This window comes from Paraburkholderia sp. EG304 (genome assembly GCF_046543485.1).
Taxonomy (GTDB): domain Bacteria; phylum Pseudomonadota; class Gammaproteobacteria; order Burkholderiales; family Burkholderiaceae; genus Paraburkholderia; species Paraburkholderia youngii.
This window is the reverse complement of record NZ_JBKGUA010000029.1, coordinates 56,971-81,201: the sequence shown is the minus strand read 5'-3', so window position 1 is coordinate 81,201 and position 24,231 is coordinate 56,971. Positions and strand designations below refer to the sequence as shown.

Genomic DNA, 24,231 nt, shown 5'->3' with positions numbered 1-24,231 from the left:
TGTTCCGATTTCGCTTTGATCAGGCGGAGTCCGTACATGCTCCCCTTTCTGTGGAGGCGCTCATGAAAAAGGAGAGGAAGACAGCACGGCAAATTCTGTCCGGGAACCCGCGGGAGTTGGTTTCGGTCGGCCCCGACGACACGGTGCTCAGCGCGCTCCAGCTGATGGCCGACAAGGATGTGACGACGGTGCTGGTGCTGCAGGGCAGCAATCTGGTCGGCGTGCTGTCCCAGCGGGACTACGCGCGCAAAGTCGACGTGCTCGGCCGCAACGCCGCCAACACCAGGGTCGGCGACATCATGACCACTCAGGTGTTTTATGTGACGCCCGAACATACCTGCGATCAATGCCTCGCATCGATGCACACGAAGCGGATCCGGCACCTGCCTGTTATCGAATCCGGGCGCGTCATCGGCGTGCTTTCCGACAGTGACGTGCTGGAGGAACTCCTGCAGGAGGACGAGCATTTCATCCGTGTTCTCGAGGACGACATGCTCCATCTGACCATCGATACCGGCGGCGCCTATTAGACAGTCGCGCTCGAATCAGACGAGGTGAAACGTGAGCACGCAATCAACCGCGGGGACGCCTGCACCGGCCATCCTGTCCCGCTCGTCCGGCAAAGTGGCGTCCGCACGCGATGCCGTGCGCCTGATCCGCGCCGGCGATACGGTCGCCACAGGTGGCTTCGTCGGCATCGGCTTCGCCGAAGACATCGCTATTGCCATCGAGGAACTCTGTACGACGCGTGACGAGGATGCGTTAATCACCCTCCCAAAGCCCCGCGACCTGACGCTGGTCTATGCGGCCGGTCAGGGAGACGGCAAGGACCGCGGACTGAACCACCTGGCGACGCCGGGGCTCGTCAAGCGCGTCATCGGCGGACACTGGGGTCTCGTGCCGAAGCTGCAGCGGCTTGCGGTAAATAATCAGATCGAAGCCTATAACCTGCCGCAGGGCGTGATCAGTCACCTGTTTCGCGATATTGCGGCCCGAAAACCCGGCCATCTGTCACGTGTCGGCCTCGGCACCTTCGTCGATCCGCGCTTCGGCGGCGGCAAGCTGAACGAACGCACCACCGAGAACCTGGTCGAGTTGATGCAGATCGGCAACGACGAATATCTGTTCTACAAGTCCTTCCCGATCAACGTCGCGATCGTGCGCGGCACCACCGCCGATCCCGACGGCAATGTGACGATGGAGCGCGAAGCGCTGACCCTGGAGGCGCTGGCGATCGCCATGGCCGCGCACAACTGCCACGGTCTGGTGATCGTCCAGGTGGAGCGCATCGCCGAAAGCGGCTCGCTCAATCCGCGACAGGTCAAGATACCCGGCGTGCTGGTCGATTGCGTCGTGCTGGCGCCGCCTGAGAATCATCAGCAGACTTTTGCCACACCCTACAGCGCGGCGTTCGCCGGCGAGATCCGGGTGCCCACGAGCAGCATGGCGCCGATGCCGATGAGCGAGCGCAAGGTGATCGCGCGGCGCGCGGCAATGGAACTCCAGCCGAACAGCGTGGTGAATCTCGGAATCGGCATGCCCGAGGGCATCGCCAGCGTCGCCAACGAGGAAAGAATTCTCGACCTGCTGACGCTGACCACCGAGCCCGGCGTGATCGGCGGCATTCCGGCGGGAGGCTTGAACTTCGGCGCGGCGACCAATCCGCAGGCGATCATCGATCAGCCCGCACAGTTCGATTTCTATGACGGCGGCGGGCTCGACGTCGCGTTTCTCGGCCTCGCGGAGGCCGATCGGATGGGAAACCTCAACGTGTCGAGATTCGGGCCGCGCCTGGCCGGTGCCGGAGGCTTCATCAACATCAGCCAGAATGCCAGGAAAGTCGTGTTTGTCGGCACGTTCATGGCGGGCCAAAGCCAGATTTCAGTCGTCGACGGCAAGCTGCATATTCACCGTGACGGCACGGCCAGGAAGTTCATCGACGAAGTCGAGCATCGCACGTTTTCCGGCCCGTATGCGGCGGCGGCGGGGCAACCGGTCCTCTACATCACCGAGCGTTGCGTGTTCGAACTGCGCGCCGAGGGCATGGAACTGATCGAGATCGCACCCGGTGTCGATCTGGAGCGCGATATTCTGGCCAGGATGGACTTCGCACCGATCCTGCGTTCGCCGAAGCAGATGGACGAGCGGATCTTCCTGCCGGAACCGATGGGCCTGCGCTCGAATGTTTTGCGACTGCCGCTGGAAGCGCGTTTCATCTACGACGACGACAAGAACATCATGTTCCTCAATTTCTCGCGTCTCGAGGTGAAGCGTCCCGACGACATCGCCGCGATCCGAACTCAGGTATGCCGCATCTGCGAACCCCTGGACCACAAGGTTTATGCGGTGGTGAACTACGAGGGTTTCGTGCTGGACCCCGCGTTGGAAGACGCGTATGTCGAAATGGTCGAGGATATGGTGCAGCGCTACTATCTCGGCGTGACGCGCTTTACCACCAGCGCTTTCATGCGCGCCAAACTGGGTGACGCACTGACGCGACGCGGACTGTCACCTTATGTCTATGAGACGGAGGCGGAGGCGCAGGCCTTCCTGCGCGAGCAGTCGCCGGACCGCTAGCGAAGCTGAAATCGCCACACGTGATATCAACGAGCCGGCAGCCGTCACATCGGCTTGTTGTCGCCACCCTGCAAGTGGAGCGGGTCCGGACTCTTCTGGGTTGAGCGCAGCACGCCGGTGTCGTCGAAATAGAAGTTAAACAGCAGGTACCACAGGTTGTCTTCCAGATAGCGATAGCTCCAGACCTCGCGTTTCAACATTGGAAAGTATGTCGTTTCCTCCGGGCGGCCGAAGTTGATCAGAACGTCATTCTTCGTCCACTGGTCAGGCTCCGCGCGGTAAAACTCGTTCGGCTGCAGCACTTGCCGGACGCGGATCACCTTGCCGGTCGGGTCGATGTCCGCGGCGACGGTGACTTCCCCCATGGGCTGCGTCGGCCACATTAGCCGCCTGGAACCGTCGGGCAGGTTGTAGACCTCGCGCGGCTGCCCCATTCTGGCGACCACGGCCGATTCCGGTTCGCCCGCATGGAACGCGTCCCACGGCTGCGCGCAGGCCCCGAGCGCGAATGCCGCCGCGCAGAGCAGCGCGGCGCGTCTGTGACAGGCACGACCGAATGCCGATCGGGATGAGTTCGATCGCCGGAATGTCATGTGCGACCCTACCCGCCAAGCTCCGGAGTCAGTGCCTGTGATGTAGCCAGCCCATGTGATGGGCGTCGAGCCACTGGGTCATAGTCTCTTGCGGATGCGCGTGCCTGTATCGCCGCGCGAACACGAACGCGATGACCAGCAGGGCCGCCAACGCCACTACCAGGCCCATCATTGACTGAGTCATGGCAGCCTCCTTTCAGGTTGCGACCATGGCTATATGGTAGGCGATGCGCTCGATGTCAGGGCCCTGCCAGCCAGCGCAATTGCGGCCCCGGATAGCCCGCGACCCACGTGCCGTTCGCGCCGAAATCCCAGGTCGGACCGAAGCTCGCCGGCTCGAGCAACTGTTGATCGGTGAGTCCGCTCGAGTCGGCCACCGCCGTGCCCGCGCCGACGCCCGCCGCCGCCCCTGACGATTCGCGGTTCCAGAACACGTTCGCGGCGATGCGGCCGCTGTTCGTGCCCGCGATACCGCCTGTCGTCGCGGTCGCGCCCGGCGTGAGCCTCGACGCGGCATACGACTCGCGGATGGAGCCCGTATTGCTGCCGACAAGCCCTCCGACAGTCGCGCCGCCGCTCAGGAATTCGTCTGCATACGATTGGGCGATCGCGCCATGGTTGGTGCCGACGAGTCCGCCGACTGTGCTTTGCGCACCGGTTGTTGCCCGGCCGATCGCGAAAGACTGACCGATGCGGCCATCGTTAAGTCCGACGAGCCCGCCGACCTGATCCGCGCCGGTGATGGCCACGCCCGCCCACGAGCGCTCGATACGTCCAAAGTTCTCGCCCACCAGGCCGCCGGCCACCGTACTCGTGTTGCCGGTCACATCGATGGTGCCGGTTGCGCCGACGTTCACCATGTGCCCGTAGTTGACGCCGGCCAGCAAGCCGACCGTTCCTCCCGATGAGGTCGCGGCGCCGTCCGCCAGCGTGAAATTGCGCACGACGCCGCTCTTGCCGATCACGCCGAAGAGTCCGGTATCGGCCGCGCTCGACAGATGCAGGTCCGCGGGCAGATGCCCCATGCCGTCGAACTGACCGGTGAACGGATTCGCGGCGGTGCCGATGCCGCCGAAGTCCGGCGCACCCGCGAATTCCAGCCCCCTGCTGCCGAGCGCATAGTTGCCGGACAGGTTGTTATTCACCGCGCTCAGGTCAGCCATCGAGTTGACGAGCTGATAGGCCGTGAACTGCGTGACGAGCCCACTGAACGGCGCAGGGCGCCACGATGCGTTGGTGTACACCGTGCCGGGCGTGTAGCTGCCGTTCATGTCGTACTGGCCACTGACAATGCCCCTGCTGCGCGACCAGTCGATCGTGCCCAGATTGGTCAGGCTGCCGCCGTTGTCGAAACCATTAGTATCGGCGGACAGCGTGAGCGAACCTTTGCCCGCATTGGCGATGGTCGCCTGCGGTGCGATCGTCAGCGAGTGCGCCGCATCGAGCGTCAGCGAGGATGCTCCGTGCCAGCGCACGCTGGCGTCGATCGCGATGTCTCCTTCACCGGTCGCACCGAGCTTGCCGTCCCCGCCGTTCGCGATCACGGAGATCGACGCGCCGTGGCTCAGGCTCGCGCCGAGCGTATGGGCAGTGGGGCCGTCCGCGATGAAGTCCCCGGTGGTGATGTTCCACGCTTTCGCCCGCACATCCGCGCCGCCGACCTTGACGTCCTTGCCCGACATGTCGACCGTGCCGCCGCTGCCGTCCGCGTTGCGCGCGCTGATTCGCGCGCCGCGCGCATCGACGTTGCCGGAATTGACGAGGACCCCGTTGACAGTGGTGTTCGCGACGAGCCAGACGTGGCCGTCGCGCGTCGCGGTGCCGGTGGCGCGCAGCGCGCCCGAATGACCCGCGAGCGCGAAGATGTTGCCGTCGGCCGCCTGCACGTTGATGATCGCTGACCGCACCTTGCCCGAGTTCATCACCGTGCCGCCGCTTCCCACGTCCACGAAGACTTGCTGATAGCTGCCGTCGTGCAGACGCACCTGACGGCCCGTGGCGAATTCGGCATTGCCGTTCGGCGCGTCGATCGTCCCTGCGTTCGTGACCTTGTTGGCCGATATCAGGAACACGTCCCCACCCGACGAACTGATCTTGCCGAGATTGACGACATCCGCCGTGGAACTGCCTGTGTAAGCTGACCCGCCGATCACGGGCGGGTTGAGAAAGACATCGTTGGGGACGTCCAGGGTCGAGGCGACGAAGCGCCCCCCCGTCGACACCACGCCGCCAGGCCCGATCAGCACGCCATGCGGATTGATCAGGTAGATGCTGCCGGTGCCCTTCAGCGTGCCGTAGATCGCCGACACATCGTTACCCGTCACGCGATTGAGTGTGGCGCCCGTGCCGTTGTCGATCGATACCGTGCGGCGCGATCCGATCGAAAAACTGTTCCATTCGATGATGCCGCGCGAGCCCGCCTGCGTAATGCTGATGCCGGCGTCGTTCTGAGCGATGCTTCCCGAGCCGGCGACGAAGTGCCCACCCTGTGGCAAAGTCCCCGCCGCGCACGCAACGTGCGTCGTGAAGAGTCCCGTCAGCGAAACGACGATGACGATTGAAATTCGCCCGCTTGAATGACGACGTGGCGATGCACGTCGCCGCAGCTGAGGTGGTCTTTGAGTTCTCATACATCCCCCTTCCAGGCTCGCGCGAAACGGCCGCGCCGGTATGAAGACTAGCAGTTCGCCTCGTCGCCACTCGCGGGCAATCTCAACGATTTGCGCCTTCCCGTAAGGCTTTTGTACCAGTCTCGCCGCATGATCGCAGCCTGGTTTGAAAGTCGTGGCTAATTTGGTCGATATTTCGGCCCGAAATGTTGTTGCGCGACCGGGACGCGACGCTGGTTATTACCATCGCCTTCCACGTTGATGACAATTTCAATGCAAGTTTGAAATACCGTTATTACGATGGGTTATTAAGCGACGGACATCCAAGCACCGTCGATTTCCGCAAAGGCCCATGCGGCGGGCATTGCGGGGTCGCGGCACCGTCCGCGCCCGGACTCGCCATCGCGCAGCGCGCCCCCCGACAGGCAGCGGCCGCGACCGGACATTTCGGTATACTCCCGTGCTTTCCCGAAACGATTATTCGCGGCCCCTCCCGCGCAGCGAGCGCCGTTCGACCGGCGCGCCGCCCTCGCGCGACAAGCGCGTCCGCCCCACTCATCATGTCCGATCTCTCCACGCCATTCAGCGCGCCTCGCCGTGCCGTCAACATCAATCCGAAGCCGCTCGCCGTCGCGCTCGCGCTGGTCGTGCTCGGCGCGATCTATCTCGCGCAGACCGTCAGCGTGAAGCAGGCCGCGCTGTACGTCCTCGGCGCGCTGCTCGGCATCACGCTCTATCACGCCGCGTTCGGCTTCACGTCCGCATGGCGCGTGTTCATCGCCGACGGCCGCGGCGCCGGCCTGCGCGCACAGATGCTGATGCTCGCGGTCGGCGTGCTGCTGTTCTTCCCGGCGCTTTCCGCCGGCACGCTGTTCGGTCATCCGGTGGTGGGCGAAGTGTCGCCCGTCGGCACCTCGGTAGTGGTCGGCGCGTTCATGTTCGGTATTGGCATGCAGCTCGGCGGCGGCTGCGCGTCCGGCACGCTGTACACGGTCGGCGGCGGCAGCACGCGGATGGTGGTCACGCTGATCGCGTTCATCATCGGCTCGGTGATCGGCACTGCGCATATGCCGTTCTGGTCCGCGATGCCGCATCTGCCGCCGATCTCGCTGGTGCAGACGCTCGGCGTGGTCCCGGGGATCGCGCTGAACCTCGTGGTGTTCGCGGCGATCGCCGCGCTGACCGTGCTGATCGAGAAGCGCCGTCACGGCCGCCTCGTCAGCGAAGTGGAGCGCGCACCGAACGCATCGCCGTGGCTGCATGGCCCGTGGCCGCTCCTCGCCGGCGGCGTCGTGCTCGCGATCCTCAACTTCGTGACGCTCGCGCTGTCGGGTCGTCCGTGGGGCATCACGTCGGCGTTCGCGCTGTGGGGCGCCAAGGCGTTTTCCGCATTGGGCGTCGACGTCGCGAGCTGGCCGGTGTGGAGCACCGGTCCGAACGCGGCCGCCCTCGCCGCGCCGATCAGCCACGACATGAAGTCGGTGATGGACATCGGCATCGTGATCGGCGCGATGCTCGCCGCTTCGCTGGCCGGCCGCTATGCGCCGGTGTGGCGTCTGCCGCTGCGCTCGCTGATCGCGGCGATCGTCGGCGGTCTGATTCTCGGCTACGGCGCGCGTCTCGCGTACGGCTGCAATATCGGCGCGTACTTCAGCGGCATCGTGTCGGGCAGCCTGCACGGCTGGCTGTGGCTCGTCGCGGCATTTTTCGGCAACGTGGTCGGCACGAAGCTGCGTCCGCTGTTCGGCCTGCCGGTCGAACGGGTCAAACAGACGGGCTGCTGATCGGGCGGCTTCGGCCGCATATCGGGCGAGGGCTGCGCTGCGGCCCCGCCCGCGCAGTTCCAAAGTCGTCTGAACCAAGTCGAGTCTTCTACCTGGCGCCAGTCTGAAGCCGTTGCGCGATCTGGTCGGCTATCTGCGCCGCGCTGTTCCTGACCGCCGTCTTTTCATCGCGGCCGGACAGAACCACCTTCGCCGCGATCACGTACGGATTGAGCTTGATCACCGCGCCCGGCATATCCCTGCTCTTCCCCTCTTCAACACTTTCATAAAGCGGCGGCAACTCCGGCGCAGCCAGGTTATCGCAGGAAACCGCGACCTGAAACTGGCTTTGGCCCGCCCCCATGCCCACCATCGCGCGACGCAGCCGGTTACCCTCATCGACGCTGAGAAAAACACCGCGCACCTGCCAGCCGTCGTGCGGCAGCGGCTCACCCGGCGCGACGCGGCGCGCGTCGACTCCGGCCTTCTTCAGATCGTCCGTCAAGGATTGCGCCATCAGCGCAACGATCTCGCGCGCCCGCGCCTGCGGGTCCTGCTGCTGGCGCAGCGGACCCGCCGGCACCAGATTGCCCACGATGCCTCGCGCGCGGTGACCCGGCCCGCTGTCAGGGGTGATATTCGCGGCGTCGAGATCGAAATCGGCGACATAGACGACCGCCGGCGCGACAGGCGCCGCCAGCGCTGCAGATGCATCCGCCGCCAGACATCCTTCCGCACTGGCACACACATACGTCGCCAGACAGACCATTCGCAGCCATCGAAACATCATTGCGCACCTCCGCGCTGATCGCCTGGTACTGGCCGCATGGCAACGACGAATTACGGCACTCACATCCAGGCTCTTTACCCATCTTAGGACTTTCGATCGTCTGCATCGCGATCCGAAAATCCTATACTGGGTCGATGCGGTTGGTGGCTACGCGCGTTGTCCGCGTATGCCTTGGCGCGAGTCCGACAAACGGAAAACAAAGCCATGCTGACGATCGACGACATTCGCGCCGTGCCGCTGTTCTCGACCCTCCCCGACAGCGAACTGGAAAACCTCGCGCACGCGGCCGCCGACCTGCATCTGTGCGCGGGCGAGTTCGCGGTTCATGAAGGCGGCGAGCGCGCGTTATACGCGGTGCTGTCGGGCAAGATGGAAGTCATCAAGACGTTCGACGGTATCGAGCGGACCTTGGGCTGGCGTCTGCCCGGCACGATCTTCGGCGAAGTGCCGCTTGCGCTGAGTTCGCCGTTTCCGGGCGCCTATCGAGCCGCCGAGCCTTCGCGCGTGATGCGCGTCGACGCGCCGCAATACTATGCGCTCGCGGCGGCGTCGCCGGAGGTGGCGTTCAAGATGGGCGCGCTCGCGCGCGAACGCATCGGCGGGCTGCAAAGCCTTTCCGCCGAGCCGCCGAAAGCGCGTGTGACGATCGTCGGCAACCGCTGGGACGATGCGTGCACGCTGCTGCGCCAGTTTCTCGCGCGCAATCAGATCAGCGCCGACTGGCTTTCGCCGGATGCGCCCGAACTGGCCGCGCGTTGGCCCGGCACCTGTCCAACGGAAAGCGAGTGCCCCGCGTTGCGCCTCGTCGACAGCACGGTGCTGAGCCGGCCCGCGACCCGCGAACTGGCGGGGCTGCTCGGCCTTCAGACGCAGCCGCGTCTGGACGGATACGACACGGCGATCATCGGCGGCGGCCCCGCGGGGCTGGCTGCCGCGGTGTACGGCGCGTCCGAAGGTCTGCGCACGCTGGTGCTGGAGCGCGAGGCGCCGGGCGGACAGGCGGGCACGTCCTCGCGCATCGAGAATTATCTCGGCTTTCCCAATGGCGTTTCCGGCGACGAACTCGCGAGCCGCGCGCTGCAACAGGCACGGCGGCTCGGCGCGGAAATCCTCGTGACGCGCTCGGTCGAGCGCATCGATGTAAAGACGCGGCGGATTCATCTCGATGGCGGCGACGCGGTGCACGCGCGGACCATCATTCTCGCGACGGGCGTCACGTGGCGGCGGCTTGCGATCGACGGCTTCGACCGCTTCATCGGCAAGGGGATCTACTACGGCGCGGCGCGCAGCGAGGCGAGCGCGACCCACGGGCTCGACGTCCATCTGATCGGCGGCGGCAATTCGGCCGGCCAGGCGGCGTTGTTCTTCGCCAATCATGCGCGCAGCGTGACGCTCGTCGTGCGCGGCGATTCGCTCGAAAAGGGCATGTCGCGCTATCTGGTCGAACAGCTTGCGGGCAAATCGAATGTCGCGGTGCGCTTGCGCTCGGAAGTCGTCGGCGCGCATGGCGATACGCATCTGACGGCCATCGACATTCGCGATTCGACAACGGACGCAGTAAGCCGGCACGATTGCGGCGGCCTGTTCGTCTTCATCGGAGCGGATGCGCAGACGGAGTGGCTACCGTCCGAAATCGCGCGCGACGCACGCGGCTATGTTCTGACCGGCGACGACGTCGTCAAGGCCGCACGCTGGCCGCATCATCACCGCGATCCTTATCTGCTCGAATCGAGTGTGCCTGGCGTGTTTGCGTGCGGGGATGTGAGGCTGAGCCCCGTGAAGCGCGTCGCTTCGGCCGTCGGCGAAGGCAGCATGGCGATTGCTTTCGCGCACAGGTACTTGCAGTCGGACGGTGCGTGAGTTCGTTGACGGTCGCTATGTATTCGCAGGCAGCGCGGCGCGTTCCAATACCGTCATCGGGCCGAGCCTTTCGATCACGTCCAGTTGAGCCGCGTCACGCACGAACAGCGAACCCGCAAACCCGAGCGCGTTGATCGACACGCCTTCGACACGCTCTTGCGATCTCGGCACGAGCAGCATCCAGCGCCGCGTGACCAGCAGGTTGTAGGGTGCCGCATGACACCACACGCGATCGATTTCGAGCGCGCCGACACCCGCCGCTTCGAGCAGCGTGCGATAGCGGGACAGCGCCAGCTTCGGCGCATCCGCGCGCGTCAGATCATCCGCGTCGAAGCGCGCGAACGCATGCCAGAACGGCAGCTCCGGCAAGCGGTCCTGCGCACCCAGCAAGGGCTCGACAGGCACCGGCGGACCGGTGTCCCCGAGCGGCAGCGGCACGATCTGCAGATGCTTGTGGGGCTGGCTCGCGCCCGACTCCGTGCCGGCGTTGTAAAAGCCGATGCCATCGAATTCGGCCATGCACGCGAGCAGCGCTTCGAAATCGGCAAGATCGAGCAGCGCTTCCTGCGGTTCGAATGCGCGCGTGACGATCAGCAGGTGATGATCGATCACGTTGAATTTGTTGAGCAACGCGAGATGCGTATCCGAGATATCGGCGACGAACAGATCCGGGTCGGGCGGAAGAAACGGGTTCGCTTCGGGGCGCCTTGCGGTCTGCAGTTTGTGCGCTTGCTCGCGCTGTTGTTCCTTGTGCGTCAGGCTCGACACCTGACGCACGAGAAAACGGATGCCGCCACTGTCGATCATGCACTGTTGGGTGTCGATCGGCCGCAGCGCGCCGCAACCGAGCGCATGGTCGGTCTGTCGCAGAATGGCGGGCCACAGCGTGCCCGGAATCAGGCGTCGTTGTCGTTCCATAGCATGTCGGCAGGTATGGCGGTGCGTGTGAAGCGAGTGAAAGCGCAGCCGCTACAGCTTGTAGCCTATCGTGCGCAAAAGATCCTTGCGCCATTGAACGTCTTCCGCGCTTTCGGTGCCGACGGGCGGAAAGCCATCGATCACGCCGACGATCCCGCGCCCCTGATCCGTTTCAGCGATCAGCACTTCGACGGGATTCGCCGTTGCGCAGAAGATGCGGCAGACCTCGGGCACGGCCTTGATCGTGTTCAGCACGTTGACGGGGAAAAAGCCGTCGCCCAGAAACACGAAGAAGCTATGGCCCGCGCCGACGTTGGTCGCGTTCTGGCATGCCATCTCGACGAGGCTGTCGTCGGTGCCGGAGCGCCGCACGAGGCGCTTGCCGGAGGCCTCGCAAAACGCGAGGCCGAACTTGATGCCGGGCACCGTGCCGACCATCGCTTCGTGAATATCCTCGACGGATTTGATGAAGTGGCTTTGCCCGAGGATGAAATTGGTCGCTTCGGGCTTGACGACCTTGACGGCGGACAATTGCATGGTGGACCTCGCTGCATTGCGGCAATACGCCGATGAAAACACGTCGAACGCCGGCCAACCCGACTGCGGATGGTTCGCGCGTCAGCCTGTCTTCGTCGATCCGGCTTCTAGCCTAGTACGAAATCCGGGCGTCTGGCGAACGACGTTGCGGGCCTACCCGGAAAGGACGTTCGCGTCTATAACCAAGTGATCGCGGCATCGTGCTACGGAGGGCTCCGTCATAGCGTTTTGACCCGCTTTACACCCCATCGCGCCGCAACAGCCCGTCCGAGTCAACAAGGTCAAGCGCCGGTTTACGCCCCCGACCGAGTGTGCAAGTATCTTCACCAAGCCGCATCCCGCACACTCTTGCGAGGTCCACGATGGCCTGGAAACTTTGGAAGACCGAGAAGCAGAACGACGAGACGCGAAGCTGGCCGAGCGGGACCCATGAGTCGTTGAAGCAGCTTCTGGACATGTACCTGGTCAGCGACGCGCCACCGTTTGCGAACTGGGCCGCGCCCGGGATCACCTTCACGCCCGAAGTCGAAACGCTCGCCCGAAACGGGGTGCGGGGTTATCAGCTTGCCCTTTGGCTGTGGCTTTTCGCCGAGAAGCACGGCACCATCGCGGCAAAAATGGTGCGCGAATCTTTTTGCCTGCTCGCCGACGCGATGCAACCGTCTGCCGGCGACAGGATCGACACGCTGCTCGACCTCGAAAACCGCCTCGCGCATTCTGTCGAAGACCTTTCCGCTCAACAGCGCAGCTTCCGTCTGGAGGGTATGTCCGTCGAGCTGCCGATGGAGTTTTTCCTCGCTACAGCATTCCTGCGGCTCGCGCCGGATTCTCCGTATGCGGGGACCGAAGGTATCCACCTGCAAGGCAATGACTTCAAGCTGGCCGACTGTTTTCGCCATGCGACCGAAGAGGGGCTGGCGGTATTCCGGCCCATGGTAGACGCGGTCGAGTTCGACGCGAAATCGCTGCCCAACTGGAAATGGAGCGCTCATCCCGGCGCGGCCGAACGACACCTGCAACGCCGCCACAAGAATCCGCTGTTCGCGCTTCATCGCCAGATGGTGACCGCTCACGAAGTCTATGAGGCACGGCTTGCCGATGCCCGGGCCATCGAGGAGGTCAGGAGCGAGCTCAACGAGATCAGCCGGTCGTTCTCCGGGACGACCGAATTGCCGTTGAACTGGCAGCCCTTCCTCGAACGATACCGGGACCATGTCGACAGGCTCGATGAACGCCGGCTCGTGGTTGGCGGACAGAGCACGTCCGTCGGCAATGCAATTGCGGAGTTGCGCGCGGACATACTTGCAACCTGGCGCGCTTCGATTCACAAGAACCGGCACAGTCTCGCGACCCTGGAGCAGGACGAAGCGAAACGGACCGAGCGGCGCGCGCTGCTGTATGGATGCGACTGGACGGCTCAGCTTTTGAGCCACGGGTCGCTGATTCCGCCAGAAGAGGTGGTCCCCGCGCTGCTGAGCGAGCCCCCCTCCGAGCTGGAAAAGGTGGTGACGGGTCTGCGGGGCGAACCGCGACTGCATGAGACGCTGGCGCAGTGTCGTGCAACTGCGCATCGGCTCGTCAACGAGCTTCGCGCGGCCGGCCATCAGCTTCCCGATATCGACGACAAGCTTCGCATTCTGGATGGTGCGCCCGGGCAGTTGCCGGACTGATCATCTTGCTGGTGTGCGGTGTCTTGTTACCCGTGGATGCCACGCCCGACCGACCAAAGGCCACTTATGAATTCTTCCTCACGCGCCCCGCGCGATGCAGCGACCGAGGCGGCATCCACGCTTTCGGAGTACCTGGAGCTGTCGCTAGACAAAGGACAGAGCCTGATTTTCGTGCTCTCTCACGGCGAAAATAGCGAAGTCTATCTTGGGGACCCCGGCGAGCCAGACGCGGACTGGACAAGCTGCGCGGCCATTCCGAACACGGTCGTCCACGCGCTTCTGGAGACCACCCGGTCAGGGTTCAACCAGTTGGTCATCGAAGGACAGGCCTACCGCTTCGCCCGGACCTTCGCGCAAGTTGCCGGGCATGGCGCTGTCGTCTTCACGCCCGCGTAGACGTCGTAGCCAATCACGTTGCCGCCTTTGAGCATGGATGATCATAGCGATTTCGTCGTGCGCAACATGTCGTCCAGCGAGGTCGATCTCGCGATCGAATGGGCTGCGGCAGAGGGATGGAATCCGGGCCTCGACGACGCGCGATGCTTCTGGAATGCAGACCCCAACGGCTTTTTCGTCGGTATCTGGCGCGGCGAGCCGGTGGCATGCATCTCGGCAGTCGCCTACGACGAGCGTTTCGGTTTCATTGGCCTCTACATCGTCAAGCCGGCATTTCGCGCCAGGGGTTTCGGTCTGCGCACCTGGCAGCACGCGATGCGCTATCTGGGAGATCGTACGATCGGCCTCGATGGTGTCGTTGCCCAGCAGCAAAACTATAGGAAATCCGGCTTCCAGCTCGCGTATCGCAACATCCGCTTTCAGGGCGTCGTGCGAGCCGCGTCGACGCCCAAGCTGACGAACGCGCGGGAGGTACCGTTCGCGCAACTGCTTGCCTACGACAGCGCCTGTTTTTCGACCGCCCGTTCCCGCTTCCTCGCGGACTGGATCGCGCAACCACAGGCGCTGGCTCTGGCGAATGTGCGCAACGCCCAGATCAGAGGGTACGGCGTGCTGCGCCGTTGCAGGAGCGGCTACAAGATCGGGCCGCTCTTTGCCGACGACGCACGGATTGCCAGCGAGCTATTCGACGGCCTGGTCGCGAGCGTCGCGGGCGAAGTCATCGCGCTCGATGTCCCGGAAGTCAACGCGGCTGCCGTCGCGCTCGCGCAACGCTACGGCATGGTGAGCGCATTCGAAACGGCGCGCATGTACACGCGCGCCGCGCCGGCGATTCCGGTGCAACGCGTGTTCGGGGTGAGTACGTTCGAACTGGGTTGACGGCAATGCAACGGAACGATCATCGAGCGGCCGTCAGCGACGACTCACGCTGACCGGAAATGGTGAAAAGGCGCACGGTCTCATCCAGCACTTGAGCGGAGTCGATCAGCCGTTGCGCGGTGGCCGTCGCTTGCTCCACCAGCGCGGCATTTTGCTGGGTCGCGCTGTCGAGGTGCGTGATTGCCTGATTCACCTGCATGATGCCTTTGGCCTGCTCGTCGCTTGCGTTTGACACATCGTCGATGATGGTCAGTACGCGTCTGACCGTCTCGTCGATCACTTTCATCTGCGACGCGGTGCGGTCGATCAGTTCCGTTCCTTGCGAGACTTCCGCGACGGTCAGATCCACCACGGACTTGATTTGCCTTGCAGACTCCGCGCAACGTTGCGCCAGCATGCGCACTTCGGTGGCGACGACCGCGAACGATCGGCCGGCGTCGCCGGCACGGGCGGCTTCGACCGCCGCGTTCAGTGCAATGATGTTGGTCTGAAAGGCGATCCCATCGATCACGCCCGTGATATCGGCGATACGCTGCGACGCCGACGTAATGCCGGACATGGTGCGCTCAACGTGACCGACGATCTCGCCGCCAAGCGCCGCGGCATCCTGCGCTTCCCGGGCAAGTCCGAGCGCGGATGCGGCGGCGTCTGCATTGGCCTTCACGCTGGTGGTGAATTGCTCCATGGTCGCGGCCGTTTCCTCGAGCGACGCCGCTTGCGATTCAGTGCGGCGCGCCAGATCCTCATTACCGCTCGACATTTCCCGAGCGGAGCCGACCACACCGCCGATCTGGCCACGCACGTCCAGCACGATCGCGCCGAGGTTCGCCTTCAGTTGGTTCAGCGCGCTCAGTACGTCGCCGAAATCGCCGTTCCTCGAGATCCTCATTTCGGCAGTCAGGTCACCGGCAGCCATACGGGTGGCGAAACTGGAGAGCCCCGCGAGCGGCGCACCCAACTGCTTACTCAGCGCGAACCAGGCGAGGCCGGCCAGCACTGCGGAGACGGCCGTCGCAGTCCAGTACGGCAACGGCGGCAGCCCGCCGTACTGCACCGCGCCGAGGAGCGGAAAGACCAGCGGCGCGATCGCGTAGCCGATCCCGATGCGCGCCACGACCGACATGCGTGTCAGTGCCTGAAGCTTGCCGGCTATCCCGGTACGCACGAGCTTCCCGCGGCGCAACTTGTGCGAGCGCAACGTGCCTTCGCGCATCCGCGCATAGGTTGACTCTGCAAGCCTCACTTCGTTGCGGGATGGCTTGGTACGAACGCTCAGATAGCCGACGATCTGACCGCTCTCGATCACTGGCGTGACGTTCGCGCATACCCAGTAATGGTCGCCATTCTTGCGGCGGTTTTTCACCAGCGCCGTCCACGGCTGACCCGCGCGGATCGTCTCCCACATGTCGGCGTAGGCCTCGCGCGGCATGTCGGGATGCCGGACGATGTTATGTGGCGCGCCGAGCAACTCTTCTCGCGTGAAGCCTGAGATCGCAATGAACGCGGGGTTGCAGTACTGAATCCTTCCTTTCAGGTCGGTTGCCGAGACAAGCATTTCCGAGGCGGGAAAATCGAATTCGCGTTGTGTTACAGGCTGGTTATTGCGCATGAAAGTCGTTAGCGAGGCACCGCGCTCTGCTGAAGGCGCCGGAATGTCGGTCAATGGACGTTCTAACGGCAATACCCTCAAAATATTGAGGGTTATCTGACTAGCTTAGTCGGGTAATCGAAAGCATCGCCCCACCAAGTGCTATGAACCTGTGGCGGCGACGCCAGGCGACATGAACGTCACTTGCGCGAGCCCCTCTTCTTCCTTTCCGGAGCTTCGACGGTGGGGTCGACCGGCGTGAACGGTGCCTGAAAATGATCGACGAGGAAATCGATGAAGGCTCGCGCCCGCGCCGTCTGATTGCGCTGCCTCGGGTAATAGACGAACAGATCCGCCGACGGCAGCACGGTATTCGGCAGCACCAGCTTGAGGCGCCCGCTCTGTACGTACTTGGCCAGATCCCATTCGGAGCGAATCAGAATCCCGTGACCGTCGAGCGCCCACCGAAGCGCAATGTCGCCGTCATTGCTCGATAGCACGCCTTTGACCTTGATCGCCTCGATGTGGTCATTCACGATGTAGCGCCACACGCCATAAGCATCATCGTTCTGCCGATGAATGATGCAGCGATGCTGATGCAGATCCTCCACGCGCTCGGGCGTTCCAAACCGCTCCAGATACTTTGGCGACGCGCAAAGAAAACGGCGATTGCTCATGATGCGCCTTGCGCTCAGCCGACTGTCCGGCAGCTCGCCGAACCGTATCGCCATGTCGAACGCGCCTTCGACGAGATCGACCGGCCGGTCCGTCACCTCGAACTGCACTTCGACGTTCGGAAAACGTTTGGCGAAGTCGGAGACGAGCGGTGCGATGGTCGTCCTGCCGAAACCTAGCGTCGCGTTGATGCGCAACGGCCCATGCGGATCGCGCCGGGCACCGGAGATGGCCTCCTCCATCTCGCGGACCTGCCCGACGATCTGGGACGCGTAGCGCAGATAGGTCTCTCCCTCGGGCGTCAGGCTGACGCTGCGCGTGGTCCGGTTGACCAGACGCGCGCCGAGCCGCTGCTCGATGATCCCCAGCCGCTTGGTCGCCGCCGGCGGACTGAGATCGAGCGCGCGGGCGGCGCCGGACATGCTCCTGAGTTTCGCAAGGAGAATGAAGAACTCGAAGTCGGATGCGGGTGCAGTACTCACTTTTGGTGAAATATGTAGTGAACGCAAGTGAATTTTAGCAAGCTCTTTCGCGGCTAAGCTACGCACCACATTACAGCCCGTGCGGCTCAATAACTGTTCAAATCTCTGGAGACAGTGGCGTGAGAATCGTTGAAATCCGCGAAAAGACCGTTCCGATCAGTTCCCCGATCCGGAACGCCTACATCGACTTCAGCAAAATGACCTTGAGTCTCGTCGCGGTCGTCACCGACGTGATCCGCGACGGCAAGCCGGTGATCGGCTACGGCTTCAACTCGAACGGCCGCTATGGCCAGGGCAAACTGATGCGCGAGCGCTTCATCGCGCGCCTGCTCGAGGCCGACCCGGCCTCGCTCGTCGACGACTCCGGCGACAACCTCGATCCCCACAAGATCTGGGCGACGATGTTCATCAACGAGAAGCCCGGTGGCCACGGTGAGCGCTCCGTCGCGATCGGCACGATCGATATGGCGGTCTGGGACGCGGTGGCGAAAATCGCCGGCAAACCGCTGTTCCAGTTGCTCGCCGAGCGGTACGGCAACGGCGAGGCCAACCGCAAGATCTTCGTCTATGCGGCGGGCGGCTACTACTATCCGGGCCAGGACCACGAAAAGCTCAAGGATGAAATGCGCAGCTACATCGACCGCGGCTACACGGTCGTGAAGAAGAAAATCGGCGGCACGTCGCTCGACGAAGACCTGCGACGCATCGACTCGATCCTCAGCGTGCTGCAGGACGGACAGAAGCTCGCGGTCGATGCCAACGGCCGCTTCGATCTCGATACCGCGATCAGCTATGCGAAGGCGCTGTCCCAGTACGACCTGTTCTGGTACGAAGAGGCCGGCGACCCGCTCGACTTCGAGTTGCAGGCCACGCTGCGCAACTACTATGACAAGCCGATGGCGACCGGCGAAAACCTGTTCTCGATGCAGGATGCGCGCAACCTGATCCGCTACGGCGGAATGCGCCCCGATCGCGACTGGCTGCAATTCGATTGCGCGCTGAGCTACGGCCTCGTCGAATATCTGCGAACGCTCGACATGCTGCATCAGCATGGCTGGTCGAGAAGCCGTTGCATTCCGCACGGCGGGCACCAGATGTCGCTGAACATCGCGGCGGGCCTCGGACTTGGCGGCAACGAATCGTACCCGGACCTGTTTCAGCCATACGGCGGTTTCCCGGACGGCGTTCGCGTCGAGAACGGATTTATCACGATGCCGGAGCTGCCCGGCATTGGCTTCGAAGGCAAATCCGACCTGATCGCCGAGATGCGCAAGCTGGCTGAATAACGCGCGCTCGCAACGGCATCGACCAACATTCCCGCTCGAATGGTTCATAAAAGACGGAACGAAGCCGGCTCAATGCGGCCCTCCCACGCTTTTCGCGTGGCAGGGCCGCATTTTCCCTTTGAAGACGCCACGCACAGGAGACAGAAATGCCAGTATCGAAAGTAAGAAGAGCACTTTCCAAGCTGTACGTTCAGGTCGTCATCGGGATCGTGGCCGGTGTCCTGCTGGGTCACTTCTACCCCGATCTCGCGTCGCAGATGAAGCCGCTGGGCGACCTGTTCATCAAGCTGATCCGGATGCTGCTTGCGCCGATCATCTTCGCGTCGGTCGTGGTCGGGATCGCGCGCATGAACGACCTCCATCAGGCGGGCCGGGTAGGCGTGAAAGCCCTTCTCTATTTCGAACTGGCATCGACGGTCGCGCTGATTGCGGGGATGGTGGTCGTCAATGTCGTCAAGCCCGGCAGCGGCATGAACATCGATCCGTCGCAAATCGATGCCGCCGCGATTTCGACCTATACGCACGCGGCGCAGCAACACGGCATGCTCGACTTCTTCATGAGCATCGTTCCGAATAGCATCGTCGGGGCATTCGCCAAGGGCGAGATGCTTCCGGTCATTTTCTTTTCAGTTCTGCTCGCTATCTCGCTGGCGAAGCTGGGAGCCCGTACCGCGCCATTCGTCGACATGCTCGACATGTTCCTTCAAGGCATGTTCGGCGTGGTGCGGATCGTCATGTACGTGGCTCCGATCGGCGCATTCGGCGGCATGGCCTTCACGATCGGCAAATACGGCATCGGCACGTTGGCATCGTTCGGCGAGCTGATGCTTTGTCTCTACCTGACCTCGTTCTTCTTCGTGTTCGTCGTGCTTGGCCTTGTCATGAAGATGTGCGGGCTTTCGCTATGGAAGTTTCTCCGCTACATCAGGGACGAGATTCTGATTACGCTCGGCACGGCGTCGACAGAAGCGGTGTTGCCGCAGATGCTGATCAAGATGGAGGCGATGGGCTGCCCTCGCCCCGTCGTCGGCATGGTCCTGCCCACCGGCTACACGTTCAATGCCGACGGAACGGCGATTTATCTGACGATGGCGGCGCTGTTCATCGCCCAGGCGATGAACGTCCACCTTAGTATCTGGGACCAGTTGCTCGTGCTCGGCGTGCTGCTGCTCACATCGAAAGGCTCAGCGGGCGTGGCCGGGGCGGGATTCGTCGCACTGGCCGCGACGCTGGCCTCGATGCACAAGATTCCCGTCGAAGGCCTCGTGCTGCTGCTCGGCGTGGACCGCTTTCTGAACGAGGCGCGTGCGGTCACGAACCTGATCGGCAATGGCGTTGCCACTGTCGTCGTCGCTCGCTGGGAAAGGCAACTCGATTGGAAGCTGGCGCGCGCGGTGCTGAATCGCGACAACACGGCTCACGTCCAAACATCGGGTCCTGCCGCGCAACCCGCGGTCAGTTCGGCATCGCCGACCGAAGCGGAGGCGCTCCTCGATGGCTCACCGAACCATCAATAGAACTGAACTTTTCGGAATGGGTGCCGTTAACCCAGCGGTATCTCACTCTTCCGAATTCAGCATGAAACTGACCATCAAGTTCCGTCTTCTCGCCACCCTCACCTTGCTCGGGTTCCTGCTGACGGTGACTGGCGTACTGGGTATCGCCGGCATGCGTGGTTCGAACCATGCCGTTGCGCAGGCGTACACCAACGACGTGGCCGCCGCAACCGCGCTCGGCAAGTCCAACCTGAACCTGACCGTAGTGCGCACCACGCTCGATCGCGTGCTGCTGCACCCGGAGGCGGCGGATCGAGCCGCTCTCATCGATAAGGCGCGCAACTACCTTGCGGTCTCCGACAAGGCCTGGAAAGAGTACCGCGCACTGCCCGTTTCCGACGCGGAGGCGGCCTTGTCGAAGGCCGTCGCCGACGCCCGCGAAGCGATGCTGCGTGGCGCACTCGAGCCGATGATCGACGCAATGAGCCGCGGCGATCACGATGATGCCGACCATATCGCGATGGTCGTTATGCCGCCGTTTGCGGCGGCTCTAACGCAGAAATCCGCGGAGCTGGACAAGTTTCGCAACGCGCAAGGCAATAACCGCTACATGACAGCGCAGGACCGCTACGACACCCTCGTGACCATTACCGCGATTGCGATCGCCGTCGGTCTTCTGACCTGTGTCACTTGCGGCTTCACGCTGCTGCGCGCAATCGCGCGCCCGATCGACATGACGGTGCGCCATGTCGAGCGACTCGCTCAGGGTGACATGTCGCAGCAATTGCGCTTCGACAGTAATGACGAAATGGGTCGCCTCATCCGAAGCGTTGGGCAGATGCAGAAGGACATCGGCACGATGATCGAACAGATCGCGCGCGGCAGCGAGTCGATCGCGTCCGCGACCCAGCAAATTTCGGCCGGCAACGCGGACCTGTCGGCGCGCACCGAGGCGCAGGCGGCGTCCATCGAGGAAACGGCGGCGAGCATGGAACAACTGACCAATGCCGTCACGGAGAACGCGGCGCACGCGCGTGAGGCGCGCGAGTTGGCCGACGCAACGAAGGCGACGGCCGGTGCGGGCGCGGACGTGGTGCGTCAGGTCATCGACGCGATGAGCGACATTCACGACGGCGCGAAGAGAATGGGCGAGATCATCGGCGTGATCGAAGGTATCGCCTTTCAGACCAACATCCTCGCGTTGAATGCGGCTGTCGAGGCCGCTCGCGCCGGAGAGGAAGGACGCGGCTTTGCCGTCGTCGCGGGCGAGGTGCGCAATCTTGCCCAGCGTTCGGCGACCGCGGCGAAGGAAATCAAGGAGCTGATCGACGCGTCGACCGCGCGCGTCGCCGACGGTTCGCGCCTCGTCGGCCGGGCCGGTGAGACGATGGGCGAAGTACAGACGGCCGTCGGTCGCGTCACGTCGATCATGAGCGACATCGCGACGGCTTCGGCCGAACAGAGCGATGGCATCGAGGAAGTCAATCGCGCGATTACGCAGATGGATCAGATGTCGCAGCAAAATGCCGCGCTCGTCGAGCAGGCAGCCGCCGCGGCCGCGTCGCTAACCGAGCAGACTGGCCTGCTGACGCAGGCGGCTGGCCGCTTCCGCTTTGCCTCCATGGCCTGATGCCACGCTATAGGCTCGCGTGCCGCTCCGCGCTTCAGGTCCGCGAGACGCCGGAGGCCGTGGTGTCGGCGTCATTGGCAGGCACCGCCTCGAGAAAGCCGCGCCCCATCTCCGCCTCGAAGCGCGCAGCGCTGCCCTCCCAGATGATGCGCGCATGTTCGAGAACGTAGACGCGATCGGCATGCGGCAGCGCAAACCTGACGTTCTGCTCGCCCAGCAACACGGTGATAGGCGTGGATTTCTGCAGCGAATCCAGCGCTTTCGACAATTGCTCGAGAATCACGGGCGCGAGGCCGAGAGTCGGCTCGTCGAGAATCAGCAGCTTCGGCTGGGTCATTAGTGCGCGCGCGATCGCGAGCATTTGCTGCTCGCCGCCGGACAGCGTACGCGCGGTTTGTCCCTGGCGCGCCTTCAGGATCGGAAACAGATCGAACAGCCACGACAGCTGTTTCGCGCGCGCCGTGTCGGCGAGATGATATCCGCCGAGCTCGAGATTCTCGCGTACCGTCATGTCGCCGAATAGCTCGCGCGTTTCCGGGCATTGCACGAGGCCGGCGCGCGAGATCGCCGCACCGCTGATTCCGCGCAGATCGCGCCCGTCGAAGCGAATCGTCCCCTTGTACGGCACGAGGCCGGAGAGCGCGTTGAACAACGTCGTCTTGCCCGCGCCGTTGAGCCCAACGACCGAGACGAACTCGCCCTCGCGCACTTGCAGACTGACGTCGTCGAGTGCGCAAGCCTTGTCGTAGAGCACGCGCACACCGCTCACCTCGAGGATCGTGGGCTTCGCATTGCCCGCGGCGCCGGTGCGCTGGCGCAACTCCAGCTTGCTGCCCAGATAGACGCGGCGCACCGTCTCGTTCTGCATCACCTGTTCGGCGGTGCCTTCGGCGACACGCTCGCCGAGGTACATCGCGAGCACGCGGTCGGCGAGCGCGGACAAACTCTTGACGTTGTGATCGACCAGCAGCACCGCGCGCCCTTCGGCGCGAAAGCCGCGAATCAGCTCGGAAAACGCGTGCGATTCCGCCACCGTCAGTCCCGCGAACGGCTCGTCCACCAGCACGACCTGCGGGTCGCGCGCAATCGCCTTGGCCATCTCCATGCGGCGCAGATCCGCAAACGGCAGCGTCGCGGGATGCCGATGCATGACGCCGGCAAGGCCCACCCGCTCGGCGATTTCCTGCGCGCGCTGGTGCACGTGGGGTTCGGCAGCGAGCTTGACGAGCGAATCAGGCAGCAGCGCGAGCTTGATGTGTTCCAGCACCGTTTGCCGATGCAGCGGCCGCGAATGCTGAAACACGATGCCCACGCCCGCGCGCGCGATCCGGTGCGGCGCCCAGCCGGCCATCTCCACGCCGTTCACTTTGACCGACCCCGCATTGGGCCGCTCGATGCCCATGATCAGCTTCATGACCGTGGACTTGCCCGAGCCGTTCGGTCCAATCAGACCGAGGATCTCGCCGGGCCGGATGTCGAAGCCGATATCCTTCACCGCGACGAGGCCGCCAAAGCGCTTGGTCAGCCCGCGTACGGAGAGCAGCGGCGTGTCGTTCATTGGCGCTCCCTCGCGCGTAGCAGATTGCCGAGCAGGCCGTCCGGAAAGAACAGCAGCGCAGCCAGTGCGACCGCCGCGACGACGAACGTGTTGAGCTGACCGAGCGGTCGCAGGAACTCGCCGGCGACGATCAGGAAGATCGAGCCGAGCACCGCGCCGAGTATCGTGCGGCGTCCGCCGAGCACGGCCGCGATGATGATCTGCACGCCCACGCTGAGATCCACCACCGTGCTCACGGAAGCCGTGCCCTGGTAGAACACCAGCATCGCGCCTGCCACGCCCGAGAAAACGGCGCTGATGCAGAAGGCCACGAGCTTGTGCCGCGTGACATTGAAACCCAGCGCCTGCGCGCCGGTTGCGTCCTGACCGCTGGCCTGCAGGATCAGACCGACTGCCGAACGCGACAGGCCGAACAGCAGGATCGCGCAAACGATCAGGAACGCGAGCGCGATCCAGTAGTTATGGTTCGCATCGACCGACATCACGTCCGGCACCATCATGCCGATCTCGCCGCCCGTTATGCCCGCGAAGATCACGATGGCGTTCTGCAGCAGCAGCACGGCCACGAGCGTAACCAGCCCGAAGTAAGGACCGCGCAGCCGCAGCGCGGGCACCGCCAGCAGCAAGCCGCCCACCAGCGCGACGCCGCCGCCCGAGAGCACGCAAACGGGTATGGGCAGGCCCCATCTGGCGTTGAGGATCGCAGCTGAATAGGCGCCGAGTCCGATCAGGAACGTCGGCCCGAAGTTGACCTCGCCGGCAAAGCCGAACAACAGGTCCCACGACATCGCGAACACGCCGAAGTAGAACGCCACCGTGAGCACGCCGAGGATGTAGCCGGAAAGCCACCACGGCAACGTCGCGGCGATCACGACGAGCGCAACGGCGATCCATGCGCCACGCGAACGGAGAAGAACGGACATA

20 protein-coding genes are annotated in these 24,231 nt (G+C 63.8%); 10 read left to right on the top strand and 10 right to left on the bottom strand.

Going from position 1 to position 24,231, the window contains the following annotated elements; genetic code table 11:
* The first annotated feature begins 62 nt into the window (after window positions 1-62).
* A complete protein-coding gene (locus ACLFKU_RS28360; RefSeq protein ID WP_368581309.1) occupies window positions 63-530 on the top strand; it encodes a CBS domain-containing protein in 468 nt (155 codons plus the stop codon).
* A 31-nt stretch (window positions 531-561) separates the two neighbouring features.
* Window positions 562-2,577 carry an acyl CoA:acetate/3-ketoacid CoA transferase gene (locus ACLFKU_RS28355; protein ID WP_410851274.1) on the top strand — a complete coding sequence of 672 codons (2,016 nt, stop codon included), beginning with the start codon at window positions 562-564 and terminating at the stop codon, window positions 2,575-2,577.
* 44 nt (window positions 2,578-2,621) lie between these two features.
* On the opposite strand, the gene ACLFKU_RS28350 is transcribed toward ACLFKU_RS28355, so the two are convergent.
* The 3 genes from ACLFKU_RS28350 to ACLFKU_RS28340 are packed head-to-tail and all read right to left on the bottom strand — an operon-like array spanning window position 2,622 to window position 5,800.
* Window positions 2,622-3,170 (bottom strand): hypothetical protein, encoded by a 549-nt coding sequence (locus tag ACLFKU_RS28350; RefSeq protein WP_410851273.1) that lies wholly within the window; start codon window positions 3,168-3,170, stop codon window positions 2,622-2,624.
* A 28-nt stretch (window positions 3,171-3,198) separates the two neighbouring features.
* Entirely contained in the window at window positions 3,199-3,354 is a 156-nt protein-coding gene (locus tag ACLFKU_RS28345) for a hypothetical protein (RefSeq protein WP_368581306.1), read from the bottom strand.
* Between the two features lie 55 nt (window positions 3,355-3,409).
* Complete coding sequence (locus tag ACLFKU_RS28340; RefSeq protein WP_410851272.1) at window positions 3,410-5,800, bottom strand: filamentous hemagglutinin N-terminal domain-containing protein; 2,391 nt, start codon at window positions 5,798-5,800, stop codon at window positions 3,410-3,412.
* Between the two features lie 539 nt (window positions 5,801-6,339).
* On the opposite strand from ACLFKU_RS28340, the gene ACLFKU_RS28335 reads away from it, so the two are divergent.
* Window positions 6,340-7,563, top strand: coding sequence for a YeeE/YedE family protein (locus ACLFKU_RS28335; RefSeq protein WP_410851271.1), 1,224 nt, complete (start codon window positions 6,340-6,342; stop codon window positions 7,561-7,563).
* A gap of 88 nt (window positions 7,564-7,651) precedes the next feature.
* Here ACLFKU_RS28335 and ACLFKU_RS28330 read toward each other — a convergent pair whose 3' ends face one another.
* On the bottom strand, window positions 7,652-8,311 hold the full coding sequence (locus ACLFKU_RS28330; RefSeq protein WP_410851292.1) for a DUF4410 domain-containing protein: 660 nt from the start codon (window positions 8,309-8,311) through the stop codon (window positions 7,652-7,654).
* A gap of 225 nt (window positions 8,312-8,536) precedes the next feature.
* Here ACLFKU_RS28330 and ACLFKU_RS28325 point away from each other — a divergent pair, with 225 nt between their 5' ends.
* Window positions 8,537-10,192: an FAD-dependent oxidoreductase gene (locus ACLFKU_RS28325; protein ID WP_410851270.1), complete on the top strand. Its 1,656-nt coding sequence runs from the start codon at window positions 8,537-8,539 to the stop codon at window positions 10,190-10,192.
* A gap of 15 nt (window positions 10,193-10,207) precedes the next feature.
* Here ACLFKU_RS28325 and ACLFKU_RS28320 read toward each other — a convergent pair whose 3' ends face one another.
* Window positions 10,208-11,110: an ATP adenylyltransferase family protein gene (locus ACLFKU_RS28320; protein ID WP_410851269.1), complete on the bottom strand. Its 903-nt coding sequence runs from the start codon at window positions 11,108-11,110 to the stop codon at window positions 10,208-10,210.
* 51 nt (window positions 11,111-11,161) lie between these two features.
* Window positions 11,162-11,647: an adenosine-specific kinase gene (locus ACLFKU_RS28315; protein ID WP_368581300.1), complete on the bottom strand. Its 486-nt coding sequence runs from the start codon at window positions 11,645-11,647 to the stop codon at window positions 11,162-11,164.
* Window positions 11,648-12,009: 362 nt separating this feature from the next.
* On the opposite strand from ACLFKU_RS28315, the gene ACLFKU_RS28310 reads away from it, so the two are divergent.
* From ACLFKU_RS28310 to ACLFKU_RS28300, 3 genes are all read left to right on the top strand, one after another.
* Window positions 12,010-13,317 carry a tryptophan leader peptide gene (locus ACLFKU_RS28310; protein WP_410851268.1) on the top strand — a complete coding sequence of 436 codons (1,308 nt, stop codon included), beginning with the start codon at window positions 12,010-12,012 and terminating at the stop codon, window positions 13,315-13,317.
* Window positions 13,318-13,383: 66 nt separating this feature from the next.
* Window positions 13,384-13,713, top strand: coding sequence for a hypothetical protein (locus tag ACLFKU_RS28305; RefSeq protein ID WP_410851267.1), 330 nt, complete (start codon window positions 13,384-13,386; stop codon window positions 13,711-13,713).
* A gap of 33 nt (window positions 13,714-13,746) precedes the next feature.
* The gene (locus ACLFKU_RS28300) at window positions 13,747-14,592 is read left to right on the top strand and encodes a GNAT family N-acetyltransferase (protein ID WP_410851266.1); all 846 of its coding nucleotides are present in this window, start codon (window positions 13,747-13,749) and stop codon (window positions 14,590-14,592) included.
* A gap of 19 nt (window positions 14,593-14,611) precedes the next feature.
* Here ACLFKU_RS28300 and ACLFKU_RS28295 read toward each other — a convergent pair whose 3' ends face one another.
* Together ACLFKU_RS28295 and ACLFKU_RS28290 are read right to left on the bottom strand one after the other, a co-directional pair.
* Window positions 14,612-16,201: a methyl-accepting chemotaxis protein gene (locus ACLFKU_RS28295; RefSeq protein WP_410851265.1), complete on the bottom strand. Its 1,590-nt coding sequence runs from the start codon at window positions 16,199-16,201 to the stop codon at window positions 14,612-14,614.
* Between the two features lie 179 nt (window positions 16,202-16,380).
* The gene (locus ACLFKU_RS28290; RefSeq protein ID WP_410842391.1) at window positions 16,381-17,277 is read right to left on the bottom strand and encodes a LysR substrate-binding domain-containing protein; all 897 of its coding nucleotides are present in this window, start codon (window positions 17,275-17,277) and stop codon (window positions 16,381-16,383) included.
* A gap of 179 nt (window positions 17,278-17,456) precedes the next feature.
* Here ACLFKU_RS28290 and ACLFKU_RS28285 point away from each other — a divergent pair, with 179 nt between their 5' ends.
* The 3 genes from ACLFKU_RS28285 to ACLFKU_RS28275 all read left to right on the top strand — a co-directional run bounded on the left by ACLFKU_RS28285 (window position 17,457) and on the right by ACLFKU_RS28275 (window position 21,749).
* Entirely contained in the window at window positions 17,457-18,623 is a 1,167-nt protein-coding gene (locus ACLFKU_RS28285; RefSeq protein ID WP_410851264.1) for a mandelate racemase/muconate lactonizing enzyme family protein, read from the top strand.
* 146 nt (window positions 18,624-18,769) lie between these two features.
* A complete protein-coding gene (dctA, locus tag ACLFKU_RS28280) occupies window positions 18,770-20,140 on the top strand; it encodes a C4-dicarboxylate transporter DctA (RefSeq protein WP_410851263.1) in 1,371 nt (456 codons plus the stop codon).
* A gap of 61 nt (window positions 20,141-20,201) precedes the next feature.
* Entirely contained in the window at window positions 20,202-21,749 is a 1,548-nt protein-coding gene (locus tag ACLFKU_RS28275) for a methyl-accepting chemotaxis protein (RefSeq protein ID WP_368581294.1), read from the top strand.
* Window positions 21,750-21,783: 34 nt separating this feature from the next.
* Here the strand turns inward: ACLFKU_RS28275 and ACLFKU_RS28270 are convergent, their stop codons facing one another.
* On the bottom strand, window positions 21,784-23,307 hold the full coding sequence (locus ACLFKU_RS28270) for an ATP-binding cassette domain-containing protein (protein WP_410851262.1): 1,524 nt from the start codon (window positions 23,305-23,307) through the stop codon (window positions 21,784-21,786).
* Window positions 23,304-24,230 (bottom strand): branched-chain amino acid ABC transporter permease, encoded by a 927-nt coding sequence (locus ACLFKU_RS28265; protein WP_368581292.1) that lies wholly within the window; start codon window positions 24,228-24,230, stop codon window positions 23,304-23,306. Before ACLFKU_RS28265 ends, ACLFKU_RS28270 begins: the two co-directional genes overlap by 4 nt.
* Window position 24,231 lies beyond the last annotated feature (1 nt).

Excerpts from the sequence above, each read along its gene's own strand:
- ACLFKU_RS28360 (WP_368581309.1), top strand. The coding sequence starts at position 63 with ATGAAAAAGGAGAGGAAGACAGCACGGCAAATTCTGTCCGGGAACCCG.
- ACLFKU_RS28350 (WP_410851273.1), bottom strand. The coding sequence starts at position 3,170 with ATGACATTCCGGCGATCGAACTCATCCCGATCGGCATTCGGTCGTGCC.
- ACLFKU_RS28345 (WP_368581306.1), bottom strand. The coding sequence starts at position 3,354 with ATGACTCAGTCAATGATGGGCCTGGTAGTGGCGTTGGCGGCCCTGCTG.
- ACLFKU_RS28340 (WP_410851272.1), bottom strand. The coding sequence starts at position 5,800 with ATGAGAACTCAAAGACCACCTCAGCTGCGGCGACGTGCATCGCCACGT.
- ACLFKU_RS28335 (WP_410851271.1), top strand. The coding sequence starts at position 6,340 with ATGTCCGATCTCTCCACGCCATTCAGCGCGCCTCGCCGTGCCGTCAAC.
- ACLFKU_RS28330 (WP_410851292.1), bottom strand. The coding sequence starts at position 8,311 with ATGGTCTGTCTGGCGACGTATGTGTGTGCCAGTGCGGAAGGATGTCTG.
- ACLFKU_RS28325 (WP_410851270.1), top strand. The coding sequence starts at position 8,537 with ATGCTGACGATCGACGACATTCGCGCCGTGCCGCTGTTCTCGACCCTC.
- ACLFKU_RS28320 (WP_410851269.1), bottom strand. The coding sequence starts at position 11,110 with ATGGAACGACAACGACGCCTGATTCCGGGCACGCTGTGGCCCGCCATT.
- ACLFKU_RS28315 (WP_368581300.1), bottom strand. The coding sequence starts at position 11,647 with ATGCAATTGTCCGCCGTCAAGGTCGTCAAGCCCGAAGCGACCAATTTC.
- ACLFKU_RS28310 (WP_410851268.1), top strand. The coding sequence starts at position 12,010 with ATGGCCTGGAAACTTTGGAAGACCGAGAAGCAGAACGACGAGACGCGA.
- ACLFKU_RS28305 (WP_410851267.1), top strand. The coding sequence starts at position 13,384 with ATGAATTCTTCCTCACGCGCCCCGCGCGATGCAGCGACCGAGGCGGCA.
- ACLFKU_RS28300 (WP_410851266.1), top strand. The coding sequence starts at position 13,747 with ATGGATGATCATAGCGATTTCGTCGTGCGCAACATGTCGTCCAGCGAG.
- ACLFKU_RS28295 (WP_410851265.1), bottom strand. The coding sequence starts at position 16,201 with ATGCGCAATAACCAGCCTGTAACACAACGCGAATTCGATTTTCCCGCC.
- ACLFKU_RS28290 (WP_410842391.1), bottom strand. The coding sequence starts at position 17,277 with ATGTCCGGCGCCGCCCGCGCGCTCGATCTCAGTCCGCCGGCGGCGACC.
- dctA (WP_410851263.1), top strand. The coding sequence starts at position 18,770 with ATGCCAGTATCGAAAGTAAGAAGAGCACTTTCCAAGCTGTACGTTCAG.
- ACLFKU_RS28275 (WP_368581294.1), top strand. The coding sequence starts at position 20,202 with ATGAAACTGACCATCAAGTTCCGTCTTCTCGCCACCCTCACCTTGCTC.
- ACLFKU_RS28270 (WP_410851262.1), bottom strand. The coding sequence starts at position 23,307 with ATGAACGACACGCCGCTGCTCTCCGTACGCGGGCTGACCAAGCGCTTT.
- ACLFKU_RS28265 (WP_368581292.1), bottom strand. The coding sequence starts at position 24,230 with ATGTCCGTTCTTCTCCGTTCGCGTGGCGCATGGATCGCCGTTGCGCTC.